This window comes from Sphingobacterium sp. CZ-UAM, assembly GCF_002000245.1.
Taxonomy (GTDB): domain Bacteria; phylum Bacteroidota; class Bacteroidia; order Sphingobacteriales; family Sphingobacteriaceae; genus Sphingobacterium.
Window position 1 is genome coordinate 1,823,127 of record NZ_MTCM01000001.1, and the last position, 25,126, is coordinate 1,848,252.

The 25,126-nt window shown below is 38.8% G+C and carries 22 protein-coding genes; 8 read left to right on the top strand and 14 right to left on the bottom strand.

Going from position 1 to position 25,126, the window contains the following annotated elements:
• The first annotated feature begins 102 nt into the window (after nt 1-102).
• Complete coding sequence (locus tag BWD42_RS07765) at nt 103-4,188, top strand: two-component regulator propeller domain-containing protein (RefSeq protein WP_077434730.1); 4,086 nt, start codon at nt 103-105, stop codon at nt 4,186-4,188.
• A 287-nt stretch (nt 4,189-4,475) separates the two neighbouring features.
• Here the strand turns inward: BWD42_RS07765 and BWD42_RS07770 are convergent, their stop codons facing one another.
• Entirely contained in the window at nt 4,476-5,828 is a 1,353-nt protein-coding gene (locus BWD42_RS07770; RefSeq protein ID WP_077434732.1) for a DNRLRE domain-containing protein, read from the bottom strand.
• 338 nt (nt 5,829-6,166) lie between these two features.
• Here BWD42_RS07770 and BWD42_RS07775 point away from each other — a divergent pair, with 338 nt between their 5' ends.
• Nucleotides 6,167-7,747 (top strand): hypothetical protein, encoded by a 1,581-nt coding sequence (locus BWD42_RS07775; RefSeq protein ID WP_077434734.1) that lies wholly within the window; start codon nt 6,167-6,169, stop codon nt 7,745-7,747.
• Between the two features lie 64 nt (nt 7,748-7,811).
• On the opposite strand, the gene BWD42_RS07780 is transcribed toward BWD42_RS07775, so the two are convergent.
• Complete coding sequence (locus tag BWD42_RS07780) at nt 7,812-9,392, bottom strand: murein L,D-transpeptidase catalytic domain-containing protein (RefSeq protein WP_077434736.1); 1,581 nt, start codon at nt 9,390-9,392, stop codon at nt 7,812-7,814.
• Nucleotides 9,393-9,525: 133 nt separating this feature from the next.
• A complete protein-coding gene (locus BWD42_RS07785; RefSeq protein WP_217700028.1) occupies nt 9,526-10,308 on the bottom strand; it encodes a LuxR family transcriptional regulator in 783 nt (260 codons plus the stop codon).
• A gap of 564 nt (nt 10,309-10,872) precedes the next feature.
• On the opposite strand from BWD42_RS07785, the gene BWD42_RS07790 reads away from it, so the two are divergent.
• Together BWD42_RS07790 and BWD42_RS07795 are read left to right on the top strand one after the other, a co-directional pair.
• Complete coding sequence (locus tag BWD42_RS07790) at nt 10,873-11,067, top strand: hypothetical protein (RefSeq protein ID WP_077434738.1); 195 nt, start codon at nt 10,873-10,875, stop codon at nt 11,065-11,067.
• 35 nt (nt 11,068-11,102) lie between these two features.
• Nucleotides 11,103-11,660, top strand: a complete 558-nt coding sequence (locus tag BWD42_RS07795; protein ID WP_217700029.1) for a hypothetical protein — start codon at nt 11,103-11,105, stop codon at nt 11,658-11,660.
• A 223-nt stretch (nt 11,661-11,883) separates the two neighbouring features.
• Here BWD42_RS07795 and BWD42_RS07800 read toward each other — a convergent pair whose 3' ends face one another.
• Genes BWD42_RS07800 through BWD42_RS24475 form a run of 3 tightly spaced genes read right to left on the bottom strand, consistent with a single transcriptional unit; the run spans nt 11,884 to nt 13,279 of the window.
• Nucleotides 11,884-12,570 (bottom strand): hypothetical protein, encoded by a 687-nt coding sequence (locus BWD42_RS07800; RefSeq protein WP_077434742.1) that lies wholly within the window; start codon nt 12,568-12,570, stop codon nt 11,884-11,886.
• 11 nt (nt 12,571-12,581) lie between these two features.
• Nucleotides 12,582-13,082, bottom strand: a complete 501-nt coding sequence (locus BWD42_RS07805) for a hypothetical protein (RefSeq protein ID WP_077434744.1) — start codon at nt 13,080-13,082, stop codon at nt 12,582-12,584.
• Nucleotides 13,046-13,279, bottom strand: a complete 234-nt coding sequence (locus BWD42_RS24475; RefSeq protein ID WP_139351058.1) for a hypothetical protein — start codon at nt 13,277-13,279, stop codon at nt 13,046-13,048. The genes BWD42_RS07805 and BWD42_RS24475 overlap by 37 nt, the downstream gene beginning before the upstream one ends.
• A gap of 378 nt (nt 13,280-13,657) precedes the next feature.
• Here BWD42_RS24475 and BWD42_RS07810 point away from each other — a divergent pair, with 378 nt between their 5' ends.
• Complete coding sequence (locus tag BWD42_RS07810) at nt 13,658-13,924, top strand: hypothetical protein (RefSeq protein WP_077434746.1); 267 nt, start codon at nt 13,658-13,660, stop codon at nt 13,922-13,924.
• Between the two features lie 308 nt (nt 13,925-14,232).
• Here BWD42_RS07810 and BWD42_RS07815 read toward each other — a convergent pair whose 3' ends face one another.
• The 3 genes from BWD42_RS07815 to BWD42_RS07825 are packed head-to-tail and all read right to left on the bottom strand — an operon-like array spanning nt 14,233 to nt 16,138.
• Nucleotides 14,233-14,919 (bottom strand): hypothetical protein, encoded by a 687-nt coding sequence (locus BWD42_RS07815; RefSeq protein WP_077434748.1) that lies wholly within the window; start codon nt 14,917-14,919, stop codon nt 14,233-14,235.
• Nucleotides 14,920-14,930: 11 nt separating this feature from the next.
• Nucleotides 14,931-15,947: a hypothetical protein gene (locus BWD42_RS07820; RefSeq protein ID WP_077434750.1), complete on the bottom strand. Its 1,017-nt coding sequence runs from the start codon at nt 15,945-15,947 to the stop codon at nt 14,931-14,933.
• Nucleotides 15,944-16,138, bottom strand: a complete 195-nt coding sequence (locus tag BWD42_RS07825; protein ID WP_077434752.1) for a hypothetical protein — start codon at nt 16,136-16,138, stop codon at nt 15,944-15,946. The genes BWD42_RS07820 and BWD42_RS07825 overlap by 4 nt, the downstream gene beginning before the upstream one ends.
• Nucleotides 16,139-16,354: 216 nt before the next feature.
• Here BWD42_RS07825 and BWD42_RS07830 point away from each other — a divergent pair, with 216 nt between their 5' ends.
• A complete protein-coding gene (locus tag BWD42_RS07830; protein ID WP_077434754.1) occupies nt 16,355-16,918 on the top strand; it encodes a recombinase family protein in 564 nt (187 codons plus the stop codon).
• A gap of 79 nt (nt 16,919-16,997) precedes the next feature.
• Nucleotides 16,998-17,534, top strand: coding sequence for a hypothetical protein (locus tag BWD42_RS07835; RefSeq protein WP_317041802.1), 537 nt, complete (start codon nt 16,998-17,000; stop codon nt 17,532-17,534).
• 455 nt (nt 17,535-17,989) lie between these two features.
• Here BWD42_RS07835 and BWD42_RS07840 read toward each other — a convergent pair whose 3' ends face one another.
• The 5 genes from BWD42_RS07840 to BWD42_RS07860 all read right to left on the bottom strand — a co-directional run bounded on the left by BWD42_RS07840 (nt 17,990) and on the right by BWD42_RS07860 (nt 24,023).
• Nucleotides 17,990-19,462, bottom strand: a complete 1,473-nt coding sequence (locus BWD42_RS07840; protein ID WP_139351060.1) for a hypothetical protein — start codon at nt 19,460-19,462, stop codon at nt 17,990-17,992.
• Nucleotides 19,463-19,865: 403 nt separating this feature from the next.
• Nucleotides 19,866-20,402 (bottom strand): dihydrofolate reductase family protein, encoded by a 537-nt coding sequence (locus BWD42_RS07845; RefSeq protein ID WP_077434760.1) that lies wholly within the window; start codon nt 20,400-20,402, stop codon nt 19,866-19,868.
• Nucleotides 20,403-20,466: 64 nt separating this feature from the next.
• Entirely contained in the window at nt 20,467-21,222 is a 756-nt protein-coding gene (locus tag BWD42_RS07850; protein ID WP_077434762.1) for a helix-turn-helix domain-containing protein, read from the bottom strand.
• A gap of 130 nt (nt 21,223-21,352) precedes the next feature.
• Nucleotides 21,353-21,847 (bottom strand): YdcF family protein, encoded by a 495-nt coding sequence (locus BWD42_RS07855; protein WP_077434764.1) that lies wholly within the window; start codon nt 21,845-21,847, stop codon nt 21,353-21,355.
• A gap of 160 nt (nt 21,848-22,007) precedes the next feature.
• On the bottom strand, nt 22,008-24,023 hold the full coding sequence (locus tag BWD42_RS07860; RefSeq protein WP_077434766.1) for a recombinase: 2,016 nt from the start codon (nt 24,021-24,023) through the stop codon (nt 22,008-22,010).
• A 227-nt stretch (nt 24,024-24,250) separates the two neighbouring features.
• Here BWD42_RS07860 and BWD42_RS07865 point away from each other — a divergent pair, with 227 nt between their 5' ends.
• A complete protein-coding gene (locus tag BWD42_RS07865) occupies nt 24,251-25,120 on the top strand; it encodes an SH3 domain-containing protein (RefSeq protein ID WP_077434768.1) in 870 nt (289 codons plus the stop codon).
• Nucleotides 25,121-25,126 lie beyond the last annotated feature (6 nt).

Consider the following 25,126-nt stretch of genomic DNA (forward strand, 5'->3'; position numbering starts at 1 on the left):
GAAAAAAAATGGGGTAAAATTGTAAAAGATATGCTTATATTTATGTTGTTAATGATATTTTTATTATCCTGCGCCTAAATTTTTTAACGAACCATTATAAACATGCTCAAGACTAATATTTTGGTGGTTTTATTTTGCTGTGTAATGTCATTGGAGGCGCAGGAGTTACTGTTTAGCCGGCTTACATCAGAGGACGGGCTAGCACCTGGAGCCGTACTCTCCATAACCCAAGACGCGAACGGTTTTATGTGGTTCGGAACGCAGAACGGGCTCACACGGTTTGACACACATCGTTTTAAGACGTATACGCGCAAGCTACCAATCACAGCCAGTACACAAGGAAATTATATTACACAGCTGTTATACGACTCTCAAGACAGGCTCTGGATAGGTACCCGTAATGGACTAAACAGCTATAACAGTGAAACCGATGAGCTGGACGAGGTACTGCTTAGCGCCACGAAAGCCGATCAGCCGGTTAACATCAGCTGCATTTACGAAGATAGGCAGAAAAATATCTGGATATGGTCATCCATCGGATTATATTTAAAAAATAAAGGCCCTTCGACCCAATTTCGGCTGATCGCAATCCCCGATTCCGTAGGTGGATTAGCCACAAACAACAACGCCCGAACAATCTATCAGGACCAGCGGGGCAGCTATTGGATCGGATCTTCGGCAGGATTAACGGAGATGACTCGGAACAAGGAAAAAATAAAGTTTAAATCCTACCGGCATAAGCCCAGTGATAAATCGAGCCTAAGTGATAATTACGTTACTGTCATCACCGGAGACCATTCCAATACATTGTGGATAGGCACACAACAAGGCGGAGTCAATCGTTTTGACACCAAAAAACAGTCGTTCAAGCATATACAGTCATCCGGCGCCAATGGTCTCGTAAATAATAATATCCGGGACCTGAAGTTGGATGCCACCGGAAAATTGTGGATTGCCACTCAGGGTGGTATCAGTGTATATAAATCACAAAGTGGTGATTTTAAAAACTATCGTTCGGTTCCGAATAACCAACAAACCCTGAGTCATAATTCAGTATACAGCATTTTCTTTGACCAACAGGCCTCCGCATGGATTGGCACCTATTGGGGTGGGGTCAACAGTATCGCGATAGACAACACGCCTTTCCAAAACTACGGAACGAATGCGGATGGAATAGGAATTAACAACAATGTGATCAGCGCTATTGCTGAAGACAAGTCGACCGATCGTCTATTGGTAGGTACAGAGGGCGGCGGGATCAACATCATAGATAGACGAACACGACAGATCATACGTCAGTTCACCTATAATCCGCTTGACCCCAATTCCCTCGGATCGGATCTTGTAAAGCTTATTTACCGAGATCGGGATGGTAATTTTTGGATCGGAACCCATGGTGGTGGGCTGAACTTATATGACGCCACTAACGATAATTTTACACGCTTCTTTTATACTCAAAATGATACGCAGACTAGAAATGCCGAAGCTCTGGCTATATGTGAAAGCACAACTGGTCTATTCTGGATAGGAACACAGACAGGATTACTCGCTTTTAAGCGGTCTGGGCGTTCATTGTTGCCCCTCCCCCAAAACAAGTTGAGCAAAGCCATTGGTGCCCGAATGGTAAAAACGATCCTTCAAGCTAGAACTGGTGATATTTGGGTTGGCACCAGTAGCCACCTATTTCGAATGAAGAATGGTAAAATAACACAATTCCCATTTTCAGAACAGTTTCCGCTCGATAATATCAACTGTATCTATGAAGACAAAAATGGGGAAATATGGGTCGGATCGGCGGCATCAGGCTTATTCCGATATGATGAAGCTGTCCCAAAAATAAAATTTAGGCGGCATACAAAAGCAGAGGGGCTGCCCAGCAATAATATCGTGGCAATACTGGAAGATGATGGGCAAAATCTCTGGATTTCGACTGGAAATGGTCTCAGTAAACTGGATATGCGACGTAATTTATTCAAAAACTACAATAAAGACGATGGTCTATCCAGCAATATTTTTAATATAAACTCCTGCTACAAAAGCAGTTCAGGAGAAATGTTTTTTGGCGGTTATAACGGGCTCACCTATTTCTACCCAGATCAGATCAGCGAAAATACTTTTGCTCCGCCAACGTTTATGACGGGTTTAAAACTATTCGATCATCAAGTTCATATCGGAAAACCCGACGATTTACTAAATAGAGAGATCAGCGGCGCAACCGAGATCAGTTTTACACATAAACAAAATGTATTTACATTGGAGTTCGCTACGCTAAATTATGTGCAGCCGTCCAAAAACAGATACGCCTACAAAATGGAAGGATTCGACGATAGCTGGAATTATGCCGACCAGCCAACAGCCACTTATATGAATTTGCCTGCGGGTAAATATACATTCCTAGCCAAAGGTTCCAATAATGATGGTGTATGGGGTCAATCCACGCAACTTCAAATTGTTGTACGGCCTCCTTTTTGGAAAACAATATGGGCTTATTTATTTTATTTACTGTTACTTGCCATTATAGTATTTTTGTTCATCCGCTTTTTTGTGCTCCGGTCGATGGTCAAACGTGATCAGGAACTGACTCGCCTAAAATTGGATTTTTTCACGAATATTTCCCATGAAATGCGCTCACGGCTAGCGCTTATAATGGCTCCTGTTGAAAAAATGCTCCTGCTCGACCTGGCGGATAAAGAGAGTATAAGACAACTTCGGATAATCAGAAAGAACTCCGAAAGCTTGCTTCACCTGCTGACCGAACTGATGGACTTTCGGAGAGCTGAATCTGGAAATCTGATCTTACATCCTGAGAAGGTAGATGTTGTATCTTTTCTTCGGGAGATCTATTTAACATTTGAAGACTGGGCTATCGCATCTGGTATCCGGTCTGAATTTCTTTGCCATACAGGCGCCATATACCTCTATTTTGATCGGGTCCAGCTAGAAAAAGTATTCTATAATCTTTATTTCAACGCCTACAAGTTTACCCCCAGTGGCGGATTTGTCGTCACTCAAATCGAAGATAAAAATAACAGTCTGGTAATTACTATACGGGACAATGGAAAAGGTATCACCCCGGAAAACCTGTCTAAAATATTTACCAACTATTTTCAGGAAGACGACCAATCAACCGATCATAAGGGATATGGAATTGGCCTTGCGCTGGCAAAAAGTATCATTGAATTGCACCATGGAACGATCTCTGTGACTAGCTCGCTAAGCCAAAACGGTAATATCACGGTTTTTACAATTATACTACGCAAGAATGCTATACCTGAAAGCACTAGCCGCCAGCCAAATAAGGATCCAGAAAACAAAGAAGTACACGTAAATAGGCCATTGTTTGACAACTTCATTGTAAGCCCAGAGCTTCCATTACCAGAAAGTATGATCGCTCAGATTACTGAGAAACGCCATACCATCCTACTGATCGAAGACAATGCTGAAATTCTCCAGCTAAATAAGGAGATGCTTGAAAAAAAATACAAGATCGCTACCTGCACAAATGGCCTTGATGGATGGGATACTGCGATCGAACTTATTCCGGACGTTATCGTAAGTGATGTAATGATGCCGGGGATAAATGGGTACGACCTATGCTATCGCCTGAAGGCGGATGAACGTACAAATCACATTCCAATTATTCTCATCACAGCAATGATCTCGTCCCAACAGCTTGTACAAGGATTGCAGCATGGTGCCGATATTTACATCGGCAAACCATTTAGTATACAAGCGCTTGCCTTACAAATCAGTAACCTACTTAGTTTACGTGAAAAAATACAGCAGCAACGCAATAAACAATTGATCCAACCATTGCAACAAACTAAAAAGCATGACCAATTTAATAGTGCAACGGCTCCCATTACAGATCCTTTTCTTGACAAAGTCATCGACATTATCCAAAGGCAGCTCGATGACCCCGGCTTTAACGTGGATATGATTTCAAAACATTTAAATATGAGCAGACCTATTCTTTACAAAAAATTGCATATGTTGACCGGATTGACAGTAAACGATTTTTTGAAAGCTATCCGAATGAAAAAAGCCATGGAATACCTGAACGATGAAACGCTTAATATCAGCGAAATAGCTTACAAAGTAGGTTATAGTGATTTAAAATATTTCAGCCGTGAATTTAAAAAATATTCTGGCAAAACTCCACGGGACTGGCGACGAAAACCAGGCTAAATATTTGGAGAAGATCTGCTAAGAGATAAATAGATATCGTTGTAATAAATGAGATAAATACCCATAGTTCGTAATGAATCGAGAAGGTTGTCTCAGTAAACAGCTTAAATACATTAATATGATAGAACTCAAAGAGAAAGGTTTATTTTTTTCTCGTCATGATATAGCCGTATGTTAAACTGTAACATGACGAGAAAATTTTATCTGGCCTTATTCGCATAAAAGTGTATCGCTTAAAAAGCAGGCGAAAGATCCTTTTTCTCCTTTCGAAGCCTACTTAAAAACTATTATTTAGGTTGATATACCCTTACGTAATCGAATAATACACTGTCAGGTAAATTAAAGGGTGGCGGCCCGCCCCAACCTGTCAGTTCGGTACTGAGAATCATATATTCTGAACGTTTTGAAAGACCGAAATTTGTTTCTCTTGTTTTATAGCCATCAATAAAAAACGTATATGAAGTGTCGGTCCAGAGAAGTCCAAAAGTGTGGTATCCATTATCTACCTCCGGATAAGGAATGCTAACTTGACTCGATTTGTGATAGGGATCAGTATAACCATTATAGTGAATGGTTTGATGAACTAGTCCCGACGTATTACGAAGGTATTCAAAAATATCCACCTCAGCACCGTTGACTGCGGGATTATCATAAGGAGTGCTTCCAATAGAAGGTGACTGTAACCAGAAAGCAACATGGGGTCCTTTCTTTGTGTTCATTTTTGCACGACACTCAAAATAACCATAGGTCGGATTAAAATGACCATCTGTACTGATTTGACCAACGTAATACTTATCTCCCTCCCGAATTGCTTTGACCACCATATTGCCATTGCCGTCCAGCGAAATTGTTTTTGCATTGTTGACAGTCGCAAATTTTCTAACTGTTCCTTCTGCACGATAGCTCCATTTGCTTTGATCCATTGTGGCACCTTCAAATTCATCGTTCCACACCAAATTGTATTTAGCAAGTAGTTTATCAACATCCGTAGAATCCTTTTCCGAGGAATTGAACACCAACTGGGGGGCCCGATCAGCTAGCTCCCGAGATGAAAAAGAGACATCTCCGGTCGAATTAGCTGGTCCGGTGTTAAGTAATAGAAAAGTCACCTGCTGATTGACTGCTCCCACCTGGTTTTTGATCGCTTTGGTCACATCAAGAGAATAATGTCCTGTCCCAGTAATACGCAACTTACCTACATGGACGGTATCCATAGGTGCATTGTTCCAATTAATAGTCTTCTCATCCCAGGTATTCGTCTTTACCGCATAAACATTTACCGTCCTGTACAATGAGGTGTTGAGCTGCCTAACATTTAAAGAAAGTCTTGCTGAACTGATCCCTAAATTTTGGACACTGGTCAAATCAAACTTAATATAGGATTTGCGCTTAAACGAAGCCTGATCGGATTTAACCGCCAAGGAGGTTTCTGCTCCATAATTATTATTTGCATAATTTCCATCGCGAACATAGGCATCAGCAGAAGCGGTTAGTGTGGGAAGACCCTCAGAGAGAGATGCTTTGCCATTACTGAGCAGATTCGTTTTGGCATCCATTAATTCATCTTGCCGGCAGGCCACGAATAACAGGGACATTGTAGATGAAATACAAGTCGCTATTAAAGCTGTTTTGATTTTCATGTTTTCTTAATTTAAGTGAATAGTTATTATTAAAAAAGTTTTCTCTTTCGTTCGTCGGTTGTTTTCTGATCATTCGTCATGACTAGAATGACCAAGCTATCTGCATAAAATTGTATAGATATAATTGATTATATTTACAAGACGTTCGAGTAGCTAATTTGTCCCGAAAAAAATTAAATTCACTATTCCTAGTGATTGACATTGTCCTTATTTTAAAATATCTTCACTTATATTTGCTGATCCTTCTTAGCCCTGATGTACCCTATTAGTTTAGCCCCTCCCCATCTTACTTAAAACCATTTATTGAAAAATGATATTATACAGATAAATAAACCTATATGAAAAGAAAACTACTATTAACCGCAATGGCTCTTGGCACCATAATTCCAGTTTTTGGCCAAAAACGCGGCGAAACACCACCACATCCCAGTGACTCCGTAAAATGTAAAAAACAACCAGATGATAAAAACCATATTAAAACAAGGGTATTTACTCTGGATCTAGCAGCCCCCACCAGAAATGCTTTGGTTGATACCGAATGTGAATCTCCACGGTTGCAAATAAGAACCCGCGAGCCACTTGCTTTCCAACTGATTAACGGAAATCCCTATAAATACACTTATGTTATCAACCACAATGTGATCAATTTATTCGGCAATGCTGGCGTGAGTCCCATAGACAGCCTAGGGAAACTCATTATTGGTAACGGTACACCCGGCGCAAAACAGGAACAGGACGATCCTACGACACAAGGAATAGCGAAGGCTCAGGAGGAACTCAAAAAATTGGAAGATGATCTCAAGGTAGCGAAATCAAATCAATCCAAAGACCTAACAAGGGCAACTAGCTGGGATAAACGGATTCAGGAATTAAATGACGATATCAGCATTAAAAAAGCAGCGCTGCGCGATCTGGAAGCAAATTATGTATCCAAATCGATTTATTCCAAAAACTACGTTGACACCGTAAAATTCAACAATTTTCTGAATACAGCAAGAGCTGGTACTGCCCGAAATCCTGAAGGAGATATTGAAACGATTAATACAGCGATTTCATTATTGAAAGAAAAATTCAACGACCTGAATATTGATCTGGAAACATACCTCGGCAAGGTCTCCGCAGAAGATTTTCTGACAGCCTCTGATTTTTCGGCCAAGCGGGCCACATTTGCGGCCTCTTTTTCATCCATGATCCGAACTAACCAGGAGATAGGAAATGAAGCCGCACAGTTTGAAGAAACAAAGAAAAATTATGATGAAACCCTAAAAAATATCCAACCGGTCTCGGATAAGATCAAGGAAAAAATAACCGAGATGCTGCAGTTGAAACTTCAAAACTATATGCTGCCTGTCGATATCAATGGGAAAAATATTGACGCGGTCGAAATCACGGTGGAACGCTATGCCCGAAAAGGAGTGAATCCCACTCCCGATCGTTATACCTATAATATCTGGGTAAAAGGTGGGGTTAAAATTGATGTTAGCGGCGGAATATTCCTCTCGACATTGATGGATAAGGAATACGAAATCAAGGGAACGGGAGCCAACCAGACGATCCTTGAGAAGAAAAGAGGCAAATATGATTCTGGCTTTGGCTCTACCCTCAACCTCTCACTACGCAGTGCAGACTGGGTTCGCCCCACCTTGAGCTTCGGCGCCTTATTTACCACAAATCAAAAATTCCAGCTGCTGACTGGAGTCGGTCTAATTTTGGGTAAGGAAGAACGAATCATTTTGCAGGGCGGTTTAAGCATGGGCAGAACTTCGGGTATCTCCAGCGCCTACAAGGCGGATGGAGCGACAACCTACGACCTGGGAACAGCCGGCACGGTATCCACAACGGAGAAATTCTCCTTTGGCCATTTTTTTGGACTCACCTATAATTTCGGTAAAGTCAATAAGGAGAAAGCGACAAAATAACAAGGATTATCCCTATATACGATCTGTTTTTGAAAAACTTCCACCGCAATAGTGGAAGTTTTTTTTATTCTCGCCAAGCCAATAGGTAAGAACCACCCTGGAGCTTGTCTATCACTTCTTTGCTATACTTCGGACTGACGACAAAACAGCCCTTTGACCGTCCAGCATTCTCCTCCGTCACATATTCTCCGGGATGCACGACAATATACCGCTCCCGGGTATTGCTATTGGACTTCTCGAGGCCGTCTAAATACAGTGACCGTCCGTTTTTGTCACTTATATAGGTGGTATCTGTTTTAAAAATTCCCAAGCATGATTTGTTGGATCCGATCACATTCGAAAATTCCGTCGCATAGAGATCCCCCGAATTCCGGGCATGTGACACGAGGTAGCTTTGTACTTCTCCTTTATTCAGGTCGAAAATAAACAGCCGTTTTTTCGTCCTCGGTTTGTTGTAATCCACAATGGCCCAATAATTAGCCTTGCTTTTGGGATTAAATTCGAATAGCTTTTTCAACTGCTCCCCTTGTCCCACGGTATCCGCAAGATCCAAAGCCACCTGTTTGCGTTCTTTTTTTTCTGTTGAACCTGAAGGATCCACCGACCACATTTTGCTGGGTTCTGCAGCAATATGCTGATCCATATAACCCTGAATCTGTTTTAACAGCATGTCACATTCTTTTTTGATCTGCAGTCCTTCCTTTGTATCGCCAACATGAATGATCGGATTCCAATGACGGGCGACACTCCGAATGCAAACTCCGGTAAACTCAACGGTAAAGCTTGGGTACAGCTTGGATAAGCGCTGAAATTCCTTCCCCTCTCCATCCCCATAATTTTCGGCGTCCTGCAAACTGCAATGTGCGCCTTTTGCAAATAAGGTCGCACGGTCATCCTGTGTGAGTTGATACTTTTGGTATATTTCAAGCAATATCTTTTGGCTGGCCAGTGGTGGAGCGGTACGGATATCATAACTGGTCTGAAATAGTCCGGCTTCTGAATTTTCGGCTGTCGGCTTTTTTATTTTTGCTGGGTCTCCCCAGCCCTTAAGTTTACCCTGATCCCAGCCACAGCAATGCCTGCCATTGCTTTCCATCAAACCGAGACCAAAGAGCAGTACAAACAGTCCCCGCAAACGATCGACATCAGTATCCAGTGCATTCGCTGTTTCCGCAGACAGCAATTCTTTAAAACGTAATAAACTGTCTTTATCGCGATCTTTCCCCAAAGGCTTCGCTAATTCCTTAGCAATGTTATCCCCTTTTTTCAAGCCTTCATAAAGACTGGCAAAGGTGAGGCTCATGCCATAGTAATAACCATAGGGCGCCTGCCCCCGATTCCCATTTTCCCATCTCATTTTTGAGATCCCGGCTTTGTCAACGATACTGGGGATCGCAAGGAGCGGATCCTCGCTCAGCGCTGTTTCAACCACAAGACCAAGCTTTTTTAGCATAGCAGCATCAAGTCGTCCATTAACATCCAGATTATTGGTATCTTGATATCCACCAATCGCATTTTTGGTTTGATTGCCATAGGCTCCATCAATATTGCCGAGACTATAGCCAAGTTCGGTCAATCTGATCTGGACAGCTTCTACGTGCTGTCCCTTATCTCCAAAGGCGGGAATCATTGAAATTGTTTTCATAACAGCTACTTTTGGTGTATATAAAAATTTATATATGGCTTTCCATCATAATACATGTTATTTTGATGGACTATATAAATTTAGTTAATTCGAAAACACAAAAAAATAGCTAGTACTAGTGAAAGTGTCCAACTCAAATCCAGCCTTTGTCAATCAATTTTTTGATCAGTTGTAAGGGTGTTCTGACCCTTGCCTTTGCCAGGATATTTTTACGGTGCGAATTGATGGTGTGGATACTCAGGCATAACCGGTCTGCGATCTCGCCGCTACTCATTCCTTCAACAATCCCCTTTAACACTTCCCTTTCACGTACGGTAAAAAGTTCGTTGCCGGAAGTTACCCTATCCTGATCTTGAATATTGTAATATGATGGTGCTCCATGCAGGCCTATGATCGAGCAGCTTGGCTGGCCCTGCTTTTGTAAATGCGTAATGTCTGTATGCACGTGCAAGCTGTGATAAAGATTGCGATCTTCGTAATTGACAAGAAAATACTGAATTAATAGCCGGACATAGGTACCGTCCTGCTTGCTGACCCTTAAATCATACTGCACTTTATAATCAGCTATTTTGTCCAAAGGTACAGTATTGAAAAAAGAAGTGACTAAGCGTTCAAAGTTTAAAAAATAAGCTCTATCCTGTGGATGAATATTTTCCATGAAGAGCGGCATATCCATTGCTTTCGGTTCGTAGCCCAGCACCGAAAATAGCTCCGGACTAGCTTCAGCAATCTTCCCCTGATAAATATCAAACAGTAAGAAATAGTAGTCTCCAGCTTGAAAGGTATTGAAAAACTGCCGATAACTTTCAAGCAGCTCGTGAAGCAACAGGAGATCCATGGCTTTTGCTCGATGGACGACTGTCTTCCAGTACTTCTGTACCTCCTGGTAAAAGGTTTCTTGGGATATAGGTTTCATAATCAGGTCAAATATGGGCTAATTTGTACGGCATTTCTATTTATCACATGGCATGTAGCCTTGTATAAAATCCAAACCGGCTACATTGGTCAACCACAAAAGATTCTGCAAGATCGAGCAACAGGATATTACTATTGTTTGGATCGCCTTTAATCAAAAAAATTTACCGTGTCATATAAACAACATCAGCAATGATGTTTATCCTGTACATCTACCAATCATTAATAAGTAAAAACTTATATTCATCATCATTTGCCTGTACCTTCGCCCTAAACAATACTCTTCTATAGGGACGATTAAGGTTCGGTTTTGTCCCACGATTTTTAAAATTATTTTTTTTAGCGCATCGAATAAGGAGGACAACGCAATTTGCGAGCAGAGAATTTAGCAATGAAAGTTGGGAATCTAATCGATGTTATAGGTAGGGAATCTCAGTTGAAACAACAAAAAATCAACAATAGACTGGATTTATTCTAACTAATCACAATAGAAACATCGAAAGTCTGTAAGATAAATTTGGAAAATAGTCTGTATATTTGTATCTTAATAAAAAAGTATTAAATCATGAAGGCAAAGAAAACAAATTTGAAAGAGCGGGGGACAGAGGATTTCATTGCTGTATTACAAAAATACAAAGCGAAAGTTACCAAAAACAGTGAAACTTCCAAACGATTCCTAGTTGATTTAGGGGTAATCACAAAAAAAGGTCGGCGAACAAAACGTTATGAAAACCTATGTATTCCAGAGGTTCAGGAATAGTTTATGGCTTTCACGGCTGCGATCGCGAGGTCGCAATGAATGTATTGACACTTAAGCAACCTCTCAAAGGTAGTGTCAATAATTATGACTGGTTGGGAAATGGCATGTATTTCTGGGAAAATAGTCAATCAAGAGCCCTTGAATACGCCCAACATCTTAAAGAAAATCCTGGAAAATCAAAAAAACCAATAAAAAATCCCTTTGTTATTGGTTCAGTAATCCATCTAGGTAATTGCTTAGATCTTTTGGACTATGAAAAACTAAGCTTATTGAAATTTGGATATGAGATTTTGGAAGCTACGCTAAAATCGCAAAATAAACCAATACCCAAAAATAAGCCACTTGGAAATTTACAAGAATTAATGCTTAGAGATCTGGACTGCGCTGTTATAGAGACCTTGCACAAAGCCCGAATTGATGGAAATCTTACACCATTTGACAGTGTCAGAGGCGTATTTTGGGAAGGAGAAGAACTATATCCCAATGCAGGATTTAGAGAGAAAGACCATATCCAGATCTGTATAAGAAATCCAAATTGCATCAAAGGTTTCTTTCTACCTAGAGATATTAACACTAAATTTACATTGGTTTAGCTATTCAACACCACCAGACTACAAAAGGATAGTCACTCTACTTTTTTCATTCAAAATAACGCTGAATATTAATAAAATAACTATTTCGTCGACTTTAATATCATGCTTATTTAAAAGAAGGCCTCTAGGCTTTAGCCATATATTAACCTATTTTATGAAAAGTATGCCAATTGGATTTGGCATATCTAAAATACAAATTTATTTATGTCTTTTTGCAATTGGATTAACCTCTTGTTCTTCCGCTTCCATCTCTCGTCCTCGGAGAGCCTGTACCTGGAGTAAACAAACTAGTGTCTGTTGGCTCAAATATTGTGCTCTCTATAAAGTCTCGAGCGAATTTTGAACGTTCATTTTCAGGTAAGTTTATAGTTATGGTGCCTCTGAGCATTTCATTTTTTGTTTTAGATAGTACTGTAAAATTGATTAAATTATTACCCTTACTATAGAAAAATCTTCCGTCTATGTTACTGTTTTTAACATATTCCTGCACTATATTCTCTTTCGGTTCAACTACATATATTGTGCTAATATACCAGTTGGTTAATTCTTCTATACTTTTTGCTGGCGTTGGGTTAATAGCCCATGATATTTTTAATAATCCAACATAACGTACACTGGTTCCCCATGACGATCTACGTGACTCTCCTTCGAGAGGTACGCTAACGCTATACATAATATTATGATAGGCCATATTATTGGAAAGCTTGTCAAGCGTTTTGTCTATTAATGCATTGTGAGTTGGATCATAAAATTTATTATCGAGACTGTCTGATGTTGCGTTTACTCTATTGACATTGGTAATTCCATAATTATCAATATATTTATTTGACACCTTTGAAATAATATCTTGTTGAGCAAATGCTCCTGTCGTAACGAGTAGAAACAAGATCATTGAAACAAGAATCTTCATTGTAATTTTAATTAAGGGGTACATGGATCTGTTTTTATTATATTTCCTTGATCATCTTTTTTGACGATTTTATTATTATTAATATCAGTTATTTTTTGCTTACTTAAATTAAACATTTTATTATACATTTTTATAAGAATTGATTCTCCTCCTAATTGTTTTTCACTTGTAGAGGCAGGTTCACCTATTCCATTGTTGATAAAGTATGATGTTAATGCATCTATATACTGTTTATTTGCTCTAGCTTGTACTTTATTAAACTCCCCTGCCATAATGGAGAACAACAAAGCGTTTTTAATTGTGACTGTATATACATAATCTCCACTAACTATAATAGATGCAAAATTCGTGAGATAATTCGTAAGTTGGCTTTCTGTCATTAGTCCATTGTCAACCACATTTTTAATATTAATCGCAGCGTTGAACAAGTCCGAAGGACTTGGAGCATTTCCACTTGGATGGTTATGTATAAAAACTAGGGTATAGTCTTCCTGAGCACTTTCTTGATCCATATCTGGTCAGGTCTATACTCCCTTAACCGAGCATAGACGGCGGTACCCGACGCATCTGTCGAGAAACCCATCATGGCATAGCCCTTTTGGCTTATCGAATCCGCCAGCGGAGCAAAATTGACCTTTCCCCTCAGTGGTACCAGATAGGAATATTTCCCGCTTTTGGTATTCACTTCTTTAACTGCATCATCCCACATCAGATGATCCTCCTGTCGGGATTGTTGTTGAAGATTTAAGCGAAACTTTTTGCTTCACAAATTCGGAACGCTTCCTTGAAAACTCCTTAAGGGTTTTCAGGTTAAAGGCTCTTTTGGGGTCTTGGGAAGAATCAATTTCCCGCTGTTCCTGCTTATGGCAACCTAATAGTACCAGCAGAAATTACAGGACGGACAAGACTGGAAAATGTCCCGAGAAAAAATGAAGTATTTTTACACAAGGGTATAAAAGGGTACCCCTCTTCTATCGGGAACCTCCACGCTTCGCTCATTTTTTTAACTGTTTTCTTTTGTCTATGGCAACCTTTTGCCTCGTCAGGAATGCATATAAAATAAATTATTTATCTTAATACATTGATTATGAAACATTCTGAATTGACAATTGATCAATCCTTTTTAGAAAAGGGTTTGACTGCTAAAGCTAAAGACCTTATTCTGCTTTACGAATCTGGTGATACCAAATCGCTTGAATTGTTTTCCGAAACTTTAAGTTTTGGAGATCAGATTAATATACAATCTTATTTAAGTGATTATTATCAAAATATCAGCCCTGACACTTTCATGTATTTTGATATTATAAGAACTTTTAGATTTGATAAATTAATTATTACTGTAAACGAATTTTAAGAAAAGCCTTTAAAGGCTTTTCTTAAAATTCGTTTTTCCTCTTTCTCCCACCACCTTTTTTTTGTATCCATTCTTTTCGGAAAACTTTTATATTCCCTCCAGTCCTCTATCTTGTTTCCTCAATTCATGGATCATTTGTCTGACCCAGTCCAATTCTTTTCTACAGTTCAGAATAACGCTCGTTTTTTTGTACAGTTATTTTACGGTCAAAAAAAGTTTATGTACTGTACTAAAAAAATAAGCCTAGATTATATCTAAGCTTATCATAGTTCTAGTAGCATCGTTATCTATGGCTTTTTACAGTTGGATCAGCCTCTTGTTCTTCCGCTTCCATCTCTCGTCCTCGGAGAGCCAGTGTCGGGACTAATCAAGCTGGTGTCTGTTGGCTCAAATATTGTGCTCTCAATAAAGTCTCGAGCGAATTTTGAACGTTCATTTTCGGGCAAGTTTATGATTATATTGCCTCTGAGCATTTCATTTTTTGTTTTAGATAGTATGGTAAAACTGATTAAATTATCCTCTTTATTATAGATAAAACTACCATCTAAGTTACTGTTTTTAACATATTCCTGCACTATATTTTCTTGCTTATCAAACTCATAAATCGTTTTAATATACCAGTTGGTTAACTCTTCTATACTTTTTGCTGGGGTTGGTTGGATAGCCCACGATATTTTTAATAATCCAAAATAGCGTACACTGCTACCCCAAGACGACCTGAGTGATTCTCCTTCGAGAGGTACGGTAACGCTATATACAATATTATGATAGGACATATTATTGGAAAGTTTGTCAAGTGTTTTGTCCATTAAAGGACTATATTTTGGATCAAAAAAATTTTTGTCGATACTGTCTAATATTGCGTTTACTTTATTGACATCGGTAATACCATTATTATAAATATATTTATTTGACACCTTTGATATAATATCTTGTTGAGCAAATGCTCCTGTGGTAACGAGCAGGAACAATATCATTGAAACGATAATTTTCATTGTAATTTTAATTAAGGGGTACATGGATCTGTTTTTATTATATTTCCTTGAGCATCTTTTTTGACGATTTTATTATTATTAGCATCAGTAATTTTTTGCTTACTTAAATTAAACATTTTATCATACATTTTTATAAGAATTGACTCTCCTCCTAATTGTTTTTCACTTGTAGTGGCAGGTTCACCTATCCCATTATCGACAAAATATGTTGTCAAGGCGTTCTTATACTGTCTAGTTGCTTCAGCTTGTGCTTTGTCAAATTCCCCTGCCATAAGTGAGAACAACAAAGCATTTTTAATTGTGACTGTATATACATAATCTCCACTAACTATAATAGATGCAAAATTCGTGAGATAATTCGTAAGTTGGCTTTCTGTCATTAGTCCATTGTCAACCACATTTTTAATATTAATCGCAGCGTTGAACAAGTCCGAAGGACTTGGAGCACTTCCACTTGGATGGTTATGTATAAAAACTAGGGTATAGCCTTCCTGAGCACTCCATGTTGGTTTGAAACTAATACTATTAGTTTTATTGTCGGTATACGGTGTGCCCATATTGATTGAATTTGGTACGTCTGGATCGGAAAGTGTTCCAGCAACGCCCCATTCCACACTCCTATCTTTGATTTGAGCTATCGCTGCCCGAATAGCGGCATTATTGGCAAGTTCATTTGCCCGCCTTACACCGTCGCATTCGGTATTTTTAGTCTGCTGTACAATTAACTGCAATGGTGAAGGGCTTGTGGTTGTGGGACTACCAACAACAGGAGGAACAAAATTGGGCCAGTAGTCTATTAGGTTAAACGACTGCCCTGTATTTGGATTAACTGTAACTTCTGGAATCCAAATGGTTGTCCCGCTTCCGGGGAAGCCAGGACTGGGGCTAAGATTACATTCGGAACATGCGGTCATACCTTCAACACAAATAAAATAGGGATCATCAATCCCGCATGCAGGCTGGTTAAATACATTCCTGCTCAGTCCAATAAAGGATATCAGTAAAATCAATTTATAATAAATTTTCATTTGTTTCTGTTTTTTAGGTTCATGGTTTTGTCATATACTTTCGCATACCGGCCATTCTTTGAATAAAAAGCTCCTTTAAAAATTCCCGTAGTTGACCAAATAAAAACATAGCCGGAAAAATCTTCTGAGTTTATTATTTTTTTGTAATTAGAGAAATCATGTCCTGTCAATGTTAATTTTTTGGCTTTCATTTTCTGCTTATTTGAATTGTCCCGAGAAAAAGAAAATAATTTTATACAAGGGTATAAAAGGCAAACGTTTCTTTTTTCAGTTCATAATATCGGTCGTTTTTTTGTACTGGATCTGCGATTGCTGATTTAAATATTTCTATATTAAAATTCTGTACATTTTCGTTGTACATTAAATCAAATTACATTATATTTGTTTTACATGAGTAAAGTGTAATTATGATCATTGGATATGCAAGAGTCAGCAAGTTTGACCAAAATTTAGATTTGCAAATTGATGCTTTTAATAAAATCGGGATTGAAAAGATTTTTGTAGACAAAGTAAGCGGTGTAAAATCTGAAAAACCTCAGCTAAATAAATTATTGGACTTTACCCGGCAAGGTGATACTTTGACGGTTTGGAGGTTAGATCGGGTCGGAAAGACTACAGTAGGTTTGATTAAGTTTGTTACCGAATTAAATGAAAAAGGAATACATTTCAAATCTATTTCTGAAAACATTGATACGAGTTCAGCATCTGGTAAATTAATCTTTCAAATTTTTTACGTGCTTGCCGAGCATGAACGAAATGTACTTATTGAACGGACGAATGCAGGTTTAAAATCTGCCAGAGAAAGAGGAAAAAATGGAGGTCGACCAAAAGGTATGACCGAAAAATATAAAAAGATTGCCCCATTAGTGAAAGCTTCATACGAAAGTATGGATCTCTCTGTTGAGGAAATTATGAAGGCTTTCAAAATAGGTAGTAAAACAACTTTTTATAAAATTATAAATCTTAAATAACGATGAATAAGAACTTTTATAATATACCAAATACAAATATTTTGATACTAGTTGAGCCGAAGTAGGAAAACATCGCGCAATACCAGCTGAATATGTAAAGTGTGTCATCGAAGTTAAAAACCAGCTCACAAAGAACACAGTTAAGGACGCTTTAAAGCAATTGGAGAAGTTAGATCATTTGGTTATGCTGGCACAATATTACTCTAACGATTTTTATTTACCAATAAACTTTTTTAGTTATATGATATTTATAGAATCGAATGGCAATGATTTAAGTATGCTGGACGTATTAATGAATAAGGAGAGTATAATAAAATCTAATTTTACTGGTGCTGTAATACTAAAAAGTAAAGAAACAGGTAATTCTACTGGGATGATCGACCTTATTTTTTCCGGACAGCATCTCCCCGTTAGCACAAATGATTATGATTTCTATAATTTCGGATTATCAAAACCTGTAGAAAATGAATCTGAGAATGGAAAGCTCTTTTCGTATACCAAGATTTCCTGGGCAGAGCATTGTTTTGCTAAATTTGCGTTTGACTTAATCGCAAAACTCAATGGAAGGTATATTCCAGGCTCACTCTCTAGTCTACATGGATACTCAAATTCTTAAACTTGCTCTATACATAACAACTTTTCGATCATCATATTCAATTTGGAAATGTAATTATGAGATGATTACAGTAGTCAACTGGATAAGTTTCTATTTCAGATAAAAAAGAAAGCCCGAATTCAGTTTGGAAATTGAGTATAGCAAATGTAGCTTGTTTAAACTATTTTAAGTTTTATCTTTTCAATATCTTGAATTAGGAAACTTGTAAATAAATGTTTAAATTAGAATTTCAATAAATAAAAAAACGCACTGAAAACAGCACCAAATTTGGGCCCAAAACTCGCAAACTTGGTGCTGAAAAATGGGTTTAAACAAAATAAAGGCATTATTATGAAGAAACGTGAAATTCGAATCCCGCCTCTTCCGCCAAGACTGCAAAAAAGCTCAACGCAAGTTGAGCTTTTTTGTTTATGGGGCAAAAGCAGTACCAAGTTTACGACCCGCCAGCCTGACCACTACTTTTTATACTCACTCAGCCCGAGACGCTGCGAACTGGTATTTCCCGGTTGAGCGATATAATCTGGTAATTTAGGCTTTTTGGGATCGTTATTCGGTTTACAATCATCACCCCTCAATTTACAGATGGAGTAAAAGAAAAAATCCCCAACCATCTTGAAATGATTCTTCAACCATTCACTTTGACCTTTCTTGTCAATTGGATTCAACGCCACTTCTAATCCTTTGTTAATCCGTTCATTTATGGCTGCTTCATTGATATATTTATCCAAATCCGAGGGTGGATTTTTATCCAAATTAAAGTCTTCGTTGATTTTTTTTAGATCATCGTATCGGCTTTTCCATTTTTCGACATCTTTATAGGCATTCTGCAGTTCATCCAAGGAAAGATTACTTTTATCTTTTATCATCTGATCCAGGTTAAACTCCTTCGCTTCTTTCAATATATCATGGACAAAGTCCATTCCCAGATCGACATACTTTCCATCCCAGGGATAAGTCGTCGCTTCCTTTCCAGGCCCCGCCACGGTATAACTTTCAATCTGCTGTACCTTTCCAGTATAATCACCTAATTGAATGGGTTTACCAGTATCCTTATAATTGACTTTGACTTGATAGCCATCGTTGGCATAGCTTGAAATTCTATTTTGGGCATCATAGGAAACTTCGGCATGCACTGGTCTGTATAAACTTACCGCCGATGTTGAATAGCTTTGTGGATCAACTCTTATAAAATATCCTGAATTTAGATATGACCACTTCCCTTCATCTATGGAAATACTCCCAACACCTAGCGGTGATGCGCCAGTTTTTACAGCGATATCTTCCAATTTATCGAAACTCATCTGGGTGGACTGCATTTCCTGCCGCAACGATGCATACGTATTTATCAAGCTCTTGACTTCGGGAGGGAGATTGCTTTCCACCATATCCTTCACATTGATTTCCAACAAAGCTATATCCTTTATGGAAAGAAGAGGCTTTACCCTGAGCTGAAAGTCTGTTGGGTAAGAAGAGAATTTGGTCCCTGCCTCTATTCCCCAGATTAAAGTCTGGACGTCTGACTGTGTTATTTCAGAATGCTCAACGGATTTTTCTAAAATGGAAACAATCAGTTTTTTTTGAGCACCTTCAAAATTGGCCAATTGATAACCGGCACCCTTCGATGGACCATAAGTACCTGCATGAAGACAATAGGACCGCAATGTTGTTCTATAATAACCCGGTGTTAATGAAAATGTAGTGATGGTATCAGCTGTGCGTGCTTCCAACACATCGTTCATCCAATAGAAGCCATTCAAGGTGTCTTTTAGCGCGGTTGAAACCGCTTTACCGGGCTCCCATGAAAGGGATTTTGATAGGCTTTTTGCTCCTTGCTTGACTTTATTGAATAGACCGCCTAGATCTTGAGCAAAACTAAAGCTAGCCGAAAACAAGCTAACAGCCATAATTATACTGAATCTTCTTATCATAATTAGTATCTGATTTCAATAGCGAATATAAGTATTTTAGCATAGATTATTTTACGTCAAGCCAACGATTAATCTTAAGCCAGCAACGATTAGTGAAGAATTTATATTCAGTAAAACCGAGTTTTAAAAACTTATGTACGGGCAATATCACTCTATATCTCTACATTGTTGACGATAACATCTCGATTGATAACATAACCTAGACTAACCAAAAAATATATAAAACAAGCGTCTCCAAAAAATTGGGTGATATTCAGTATACAAGATAGTAAACTCCGTTTCCAATTGGAACGGAGTTTACTAATTATAAGTGCTATAAATGTAAAGTAATAATATCAGTAATATATTCAACGAGAGAAACTTGACATCGATCTTATTGAAATCATCTTGGCTAGTTTTTGTTTTATCTTTTTCTTACAAAATGATTTTGAACGACTGAATTTAGAAAGATCTTTGTATCTACAGCTTCAAACTTTAGCATTTCGGAAAGATCTCCGAACAGGGGAACTCCTTTCCCCAGTAGATAAGGAATCACGGTAATGATGATCTCATCAATCCGGTCTTCCTTTAAAAAGCCCTGAATGGTTTTTCCCCCATCAATATACAATTTATGGTATCCTTTTCCATGAATTTCAGCCAGCACATCGTTTAGGTTGCCCTTGACAAGAGAAGCTTTATCCCTGAATTTTGCAGGGATCTCCGTCATACTGTCGCTTAATACAAATACATGCTTATCATAATACCATTCATCAAAACCACAAACTACTTCAAAAGTATTGCGGCCCATGACCAGCGCATCAACCTGCGCAATAAATTCCTTATAGCCCATATCATCCTTTCCTGGGTTCGGTATGGAAAGCAACCAATCGATTTCTCCGTTCCTATCGGCAATATATCCATCCAGACTTGTGGCAATGAAAACTTTGTTTTTCTGAATCATTTTAATGTATTTAAAGTTATGCTACAAAACTAAATCCTTAGACACATTTAAAATTGTACAGAATTTACCTTATTCCAAATTTTGAAAATTCTTTTGGCGTATATCCACTGAATTTTTTAAACACGCGAATAAAATGAGACTGGTCATAGAATCCGGCGTTCAGCCCAATGTCGGTCAATCGTTCCGAAGAATTACCCTGAAGCAGCATAACTGCTTTATTCACTTTGTAGAGATTCAGATATTCATTGGGAGTCAAAACATAATATTTCTTGAACTTTTGATTGAAACTTTTCTGTGAAATCGGCAGTAGTTTACTGAAATCATTTAGCATCCCCCTTCCTGCCATTTCAGCAGACAGATAAGCTTCGAACCTCATTAGATGAGGGTCGATAAATACAGTTTCAAATATCTTTAACAAGCAGTTTTCGGCTCGAACAAAATCAGGATTTTCGGTAACAAAAAGAGAGTCAAATAAAACCGCAGCTACTTCTTCTAAAGATGAGCTTCCTAACTTTTGAAGCAGTATTCCGTAGCAAAAAGGCTTTAAAATTAACCCTATGCAGGCGTAAGCTCCATTTACATTGGTCACAAAAGGTTCATTTTTTAAACCAGATAGCAGCTGAAGTCCTGTACGACCTTCTATCTTCTCTGTATTGATACCCTTTATATCATACTCATCGCCATAACTGAAAATAAGTTCGGTAAAGAGAGCCGCATGATGAACAAAATCCATGGTAAGATCAGGCGACTTTCCCATCCAGATATAATCCACAAATTTGCTGAGCGGATATTTTGGTCGGTAAGCTATTTCTTCTATCATTTTCTATTTCTTTGTTAGCCACCTGCAGTGATTCTTATCGGAGCAGATAAATATACAGCTTATTTTTCTCTCCAGCGATCGCGGAGTAGTCTTTGTAGTTTATAATCATGTTCAGGTTCCGCATTAAAAATCACGGCATATGAATGTCTTTCCTTAATATTTCCTTGGCTCGCGATTCGTGTTCAATGAGCCGCGTGATGTCTTCTTTAGCTAACGATGAGATGGCCGGGACAAACATCACCTTTGGATAATTAAGATATCGACTGTAGAGAATCTGAGCTCTTTCCATATGAAAATCTGATGTAATTACGATTAACAAATCGGGCTTCTTTTGCCATACAAGTTCCTTTACCAATTGAAAATCTGTTATGGTATTAGTCGAAAGTATCCCCTCTTCGAGCGCCTGCTCGGGTACTCCCCGCTCCATCAAGAATTGATACGCGTAAAAGTAATGTGGCTTTTCTGTTATATTGAAATGCGCTCCGAAGCCACCAGTACACAGTATTTTAAAACCAGGATTGGCCAAATGTAAATTGAAGGCGCAATTCAACCTGTCTTGAGCCATCGTGGTTAAGTTGCCCTGCGCATCGTTTGGCGCACCGAGAACCAAAATAATATTATTCATACCATAATCTACAAAATTCGGTTCTATCTACCAAAAAATAGGTAAAGCCATTGTTGTGTGCTAATTTGGCATAAAAAATAGTTCTACTAATAGTTGAAGCATATTAATTTAATTACGTATATATCCGCATTTTGCATTTGCTGAAAGCGTAAATTAATTCTCAATTTTTAGGTGGAAAAAAGAACGACTTGGGATTCATCTTAAAACAAATCCATACCGCTTTCGCCATTTTCGTCAGCTCTTTTGAAGACAGGTTTCTCGAACGGAATGCCAGAACCAACGACAGCCCAAAGCTCACCAAAAAATTAAAAAGTCCGATAATTCCTATCCCCAAAATTCCCCATACCCAGATATCCGTGGATAACTCCATCTGATGTCCAAAAAGACCGAGAGCCAAATTACCACTTGCAAAAGTGATATGCCGAATATCCAAATTTAAGCCGAGAAACATGCCTATGGAAGCTGTTGACCCCATAAAAACACCAAACCAAAGATTTGATACGATGCCGGCCCATTTCTTTTCATAAAAGGCAGCGATTTTATCAGTCTTTGTTTTTCCGAACAGTTTCTTCAACAAGGGGTGCTCCTGAATCCTGTAGTAAACCGAATTATGTTTATCGCGATTTGAAATACTGCCGGCAATAATCCCCGACAGAAATAAAAATACTCCGGCAATGGAAGCGTGCAAGATGACCGGAGTCTTGGTGGGATTTAAATCATCGACCAAATGCAACCATTTGGCACTTGCAATATTCACACCTGTGAGTTGCTGTATCCCCCAGACCAACAATAGGCTGACAGGAAAAGCCATAATCACATTCCCCACAAAAGCGATAAACTGCGAGCGAAATAAACGTGCAAAAAATTGCGCAAACACCCAATATCGGTGCCTGTCAGCACCTTGATCTGCCGTCCCTTGCTCGATAGCGCTCACCAGCGATGAGGCGGTCATCGCCGGCTGCTTGGTCGCTAAGGTAGCTCCAAAAAGATAAATAACCGTAAAGCCAATCGCGTAATTCAGGCTATATAAAAATGCATGTCCGAATTCACTCGTCCCTACTTTTCCCAATAATAATTTCACAATACACATCGCTCCAACAATTACTCCCCCTCCACAGGCCGAGCGAAACATCTTCCAATATTCCTGATTGGTTGACGTAATATAATGCTCCCCTGTCTGTGCAGTATGATGCGTAATTTCGTAAGCCAGTAATTGGGTACTCTGCCCTATTAATTTACGGATATTGCTTTTTCTCGAATTATAACCGATAAGCGTTTTCGCCAGATGAATCGTCTGCTCTACTTTTTGGGATTCCATATCAATCACCAAAAAAGAGAGCATCTCTTTGATACGCTCCAGCTGCTGACGGATGCGCAATAAGGACTGATTCACCTTAATGGAAATACCAAAACGGTGCGAATTGCCAAATGCGGTTTCGATATAAGCCTCACATTGTCGATGAAGCACGAGCAACTGTTTATACGAAAGATCTTCTGAACTGATGTATTTCGTTTCCGATTGCAAAATACGGTCATTTAACTCCGTAAACTCCCGCATAATTGCGATAAAGGGACTATCGAAATTCTGGAACTCCGGCACCATTTTATTGACATCAGTTTCCATTGCCCGGCCGGTAATACGTTGCACTAACAGCTCGATCCCATACAGGATCTCAATCATTTCAAAACCCGTTTCATCATCATAGATGGAATTAAACGCACATAGTTGAAATAGTTCATATAATTGCTCCATTGAAATAGTGGCTATCCAATCCGCATCTTTGGGGGAATAAAATACCTGGTTCAGCAAATATTGTAAAGTTGATTTTGCCGGTTGATAAGGCAAATAGCGTTCTGTTATCCGCTTCCTGAGCTCATAGATAAAATCTGCATAACTGATAATGCCCGTGTCAGACACCAGTTGGTCAAAATCTCTTTGTCTGAGAATCCGTTTAAGGTAGCGAATAAATTGATTTCTGCAATCCGCTGACTCCTGTAAAAAATCAAGAAAAAACTGGATATCTACCTGATAGAACAACTGCACTCTTTTTGGTCGAATTATCGCAACAATTAAAACCAAAAGTTCAATTTCTACATATTCGGGACTATCCAATTGATTCCTGTAGCGATCAAATAGCGCACTTACTTGCTGTTTTTGATCTATTTTTTCTTTCATAAATTCCTATTATTCGCCTACAATCGCCTTTATTAGCCCTATAAGTTTTCACGTCTTAAGATACCACATTTAAGACAAAATTGTTTTGAAATCATAAAATCTATTCCCGCTGACCTACTATCCTATTAGGTTTACTAGGGATTAAATCCCTGGCAAGAAAATACCTGAAACCAGTGATAATCCTACACAAAAATTCTTCTATTTTTGCAACAGTGAACAGGATAAAGATGAAAACAATAAATTTCACACTGGCATATTTAAGCTTATTTCCCTTGCTTCTGAAAGCGCAGGATAACATTTCCTTTGATGATGACTTTAATCTCTGGAATATACAGAAAGGGCAAACAGCTGCTATTTTTGTTGAAAAAGCCTATATCCGCTCCGCCCCCGGCCTGCAAGCTAAACCAATAGACTCTTTAGGTCTCGGGACGACGGTTACGATGACAAGCGCCCCACTCAAAGGCAGTACCATCAAGAACTTCTACGCCCCATGGTACCAGATTAGCTACATGAAGGATGGTCAACCTAAAAAAGGTTTTATCTGGCTTGGCTTATTGGCTCTTGGCAAACAGGTTGATCGGGAAGGTTTCCAATACCTCTATGGTTTTGAACGTTTTATCAAACCGCCAAATGAGGAACAAGAGGATTACTTTTTAACCAAAGTAAAAGTACTGAATCCACAGGACTCCTTGATCGCCAGCCAATCCTACACATTTGCATTTAGCGGACAGCTAAGTGCGCAGAGCAAACTTTTGCCGAGCATGGGATTAACTCGTGTAAAACAGATCTTACGCATGGAATTTATTTCTGGCGCCTGCGGAGTTCCCAGCGAATATCATTATGTTGCCTGGACCGGCCAGAAACTAATCAACCTACCCAGCAGGTATTCTGTCTCCGATGCAGGAGTCTTCTATTACGACGAGAAACTCCTGTTCCCTACAGAACACAAAAAAAACAACCAATTGATCTATAAGTATATCGAAGAAGGGGAAACCGAAAACGACAATATCGACAACCCCAAATACCGCATTTCCAAAAGAGAAGAGCATTTTCAATGGGATGGTGATAAATTTGTCAAACTCACGTTACCCAAATAATTTTTA

Coding starts and splice junctions, on each gene's coding strand:
- BWD42_RS07765 (WP_077434730.1), top strand. CDS start 103: ATGCTCAAGACTAATATTTTGGTGGTTTTATTTTGCTGTGTAATGTCA.
- BWD42_RS07770 (WP_077434732.1), bottom strand. CDS start 5,828: ATGAAAATCAAAACAGCTTTAATAGCGACTTGTATTTCATCTACAATG.
- BWD42_RS07775 (WP_077434734.1), top strand. CDS start 6,167: ATGAAAAGAAAACTACTATTAACCGCAATGGCTCTTGGCACCATAATT.
- BWD42_RS07780 (WP_077434736.1), bottom strand. CDS start 9,392: ATGAAAACAATTTCAATGATTCCCGCCTTTGGAGATAAGGGACAGCAC.
- BWD42_RS07785 (WP_217700028.1), bottom strand. CDS start 10,308: ATGAAACCTATATCCCAAGAAACCTTTTACCAGGAGGTACAGAAGTAC.
- BWD42_RS07790 (WP_077434738.1), top strand. CDS start 10,873: ATGAAGGCAAAGAAAACAAATTTGAAAGAGCGGGGGACAGAGGATTTC.
- BWD42_RS07795 (WP_217700029.1), top strand. CDS start 11,103: ATGAATGTATTGACACTTAAGCAACCTCTCAAAGGTAGTGTCAATAAT.
- BWD42_RS07800 (WP_077434742.1), bottom strand. CDS start 12,570: ATGAAGATTCTTGTTTCAATGATCTTGTTTCTACTCGTTACGACAGGA.
- BWD42_RS07805 (WP_077434744.1), bottom strand. CDS start 13,082: ATGGATCAAGAAAGTGCTCAGGAAGACTATACCCTAGTTTTTATACAT.
- BWD42_RS24475 (WP_139351058.1), bottom strand. CDS start 13,279: ATGTGGGATGATGCAGTTAAAGAAGTGAATACCAAAAGCGGGAAATAT.
- BWD42_RS07810 (WP_077434746.1), top strand. CDS start 13,658: ATGAAACATTCTGAATTGACAATTGATCAATCCTTTTTAGAAAAGGGT.
- BWD42_RS07815 (WP_077434748.1), bottom strand. CDS start 14,919: ATGAAAATTATCGTTTCAATGATATTGTTCCTGCTCGTTACCACAGGA.
- BWD42_RS07820 (WP_077434750.1), bottom strand. CDS start 15,947: ATGAAAATTTATTATAAATTGATTTTACTGATATCCTTTATTGGACTG.
- BWD42_RS07825 (WP_077434752.1), bottom strand. CDS start 16,138: ATGAAAGCCAAAAAATTAACATTGACAGGACATGATTTCTCTAATTAC.
- BWD42_RS07830 (WP_077434754.1), top strand. CDS start 16,355: ATGATCATTGGATATGCAAGAGTCAGCAAGTTTGACCAAAATTTAGAT.
- BWD42_RS07840 (WP_139351060.1), bottom strand. CDS start 19,462: ATGATAAGAAGATTCAGTATAATTATGGCTGTTAGCTTGTTTTCGGCT.
- BWD42_RS07845 (WP_077434760.1), bottom strand. CDS start 20,402: ATGATTCAGAAAAACAAAGTTTTCATTGCCACAAGTCTGGATGGATAT.
- BWD42_RS07850 (WP_077434762.1), bottom strand. CDS start 21,222: ATGATAGAAGAAATAGCTTACCGACCAAAATATCCGCTCAGCAAATTT.
- BWD42_RS07855 (WP_077434764.1), bottom strand. CDS start 21,847: ATGAATAATATTATTTTGGTTCTCGGTGCGCCAAACGATGCGCAGGGC.
- BWD42_RS07860 (WP_077434766.1), bottom strand. CDS start 24,023: ATGAAAGAAAAAATAGATCAAAAACAGCAAGTAAGTGCGCTATTTGAT.
- BWD42_RS07865 (WP_077434768.1), top strand. CDS start 24,251: ATGAAAACAATAAATTTCACACTGGCATATTTAAGCTTATTTCCCTTG.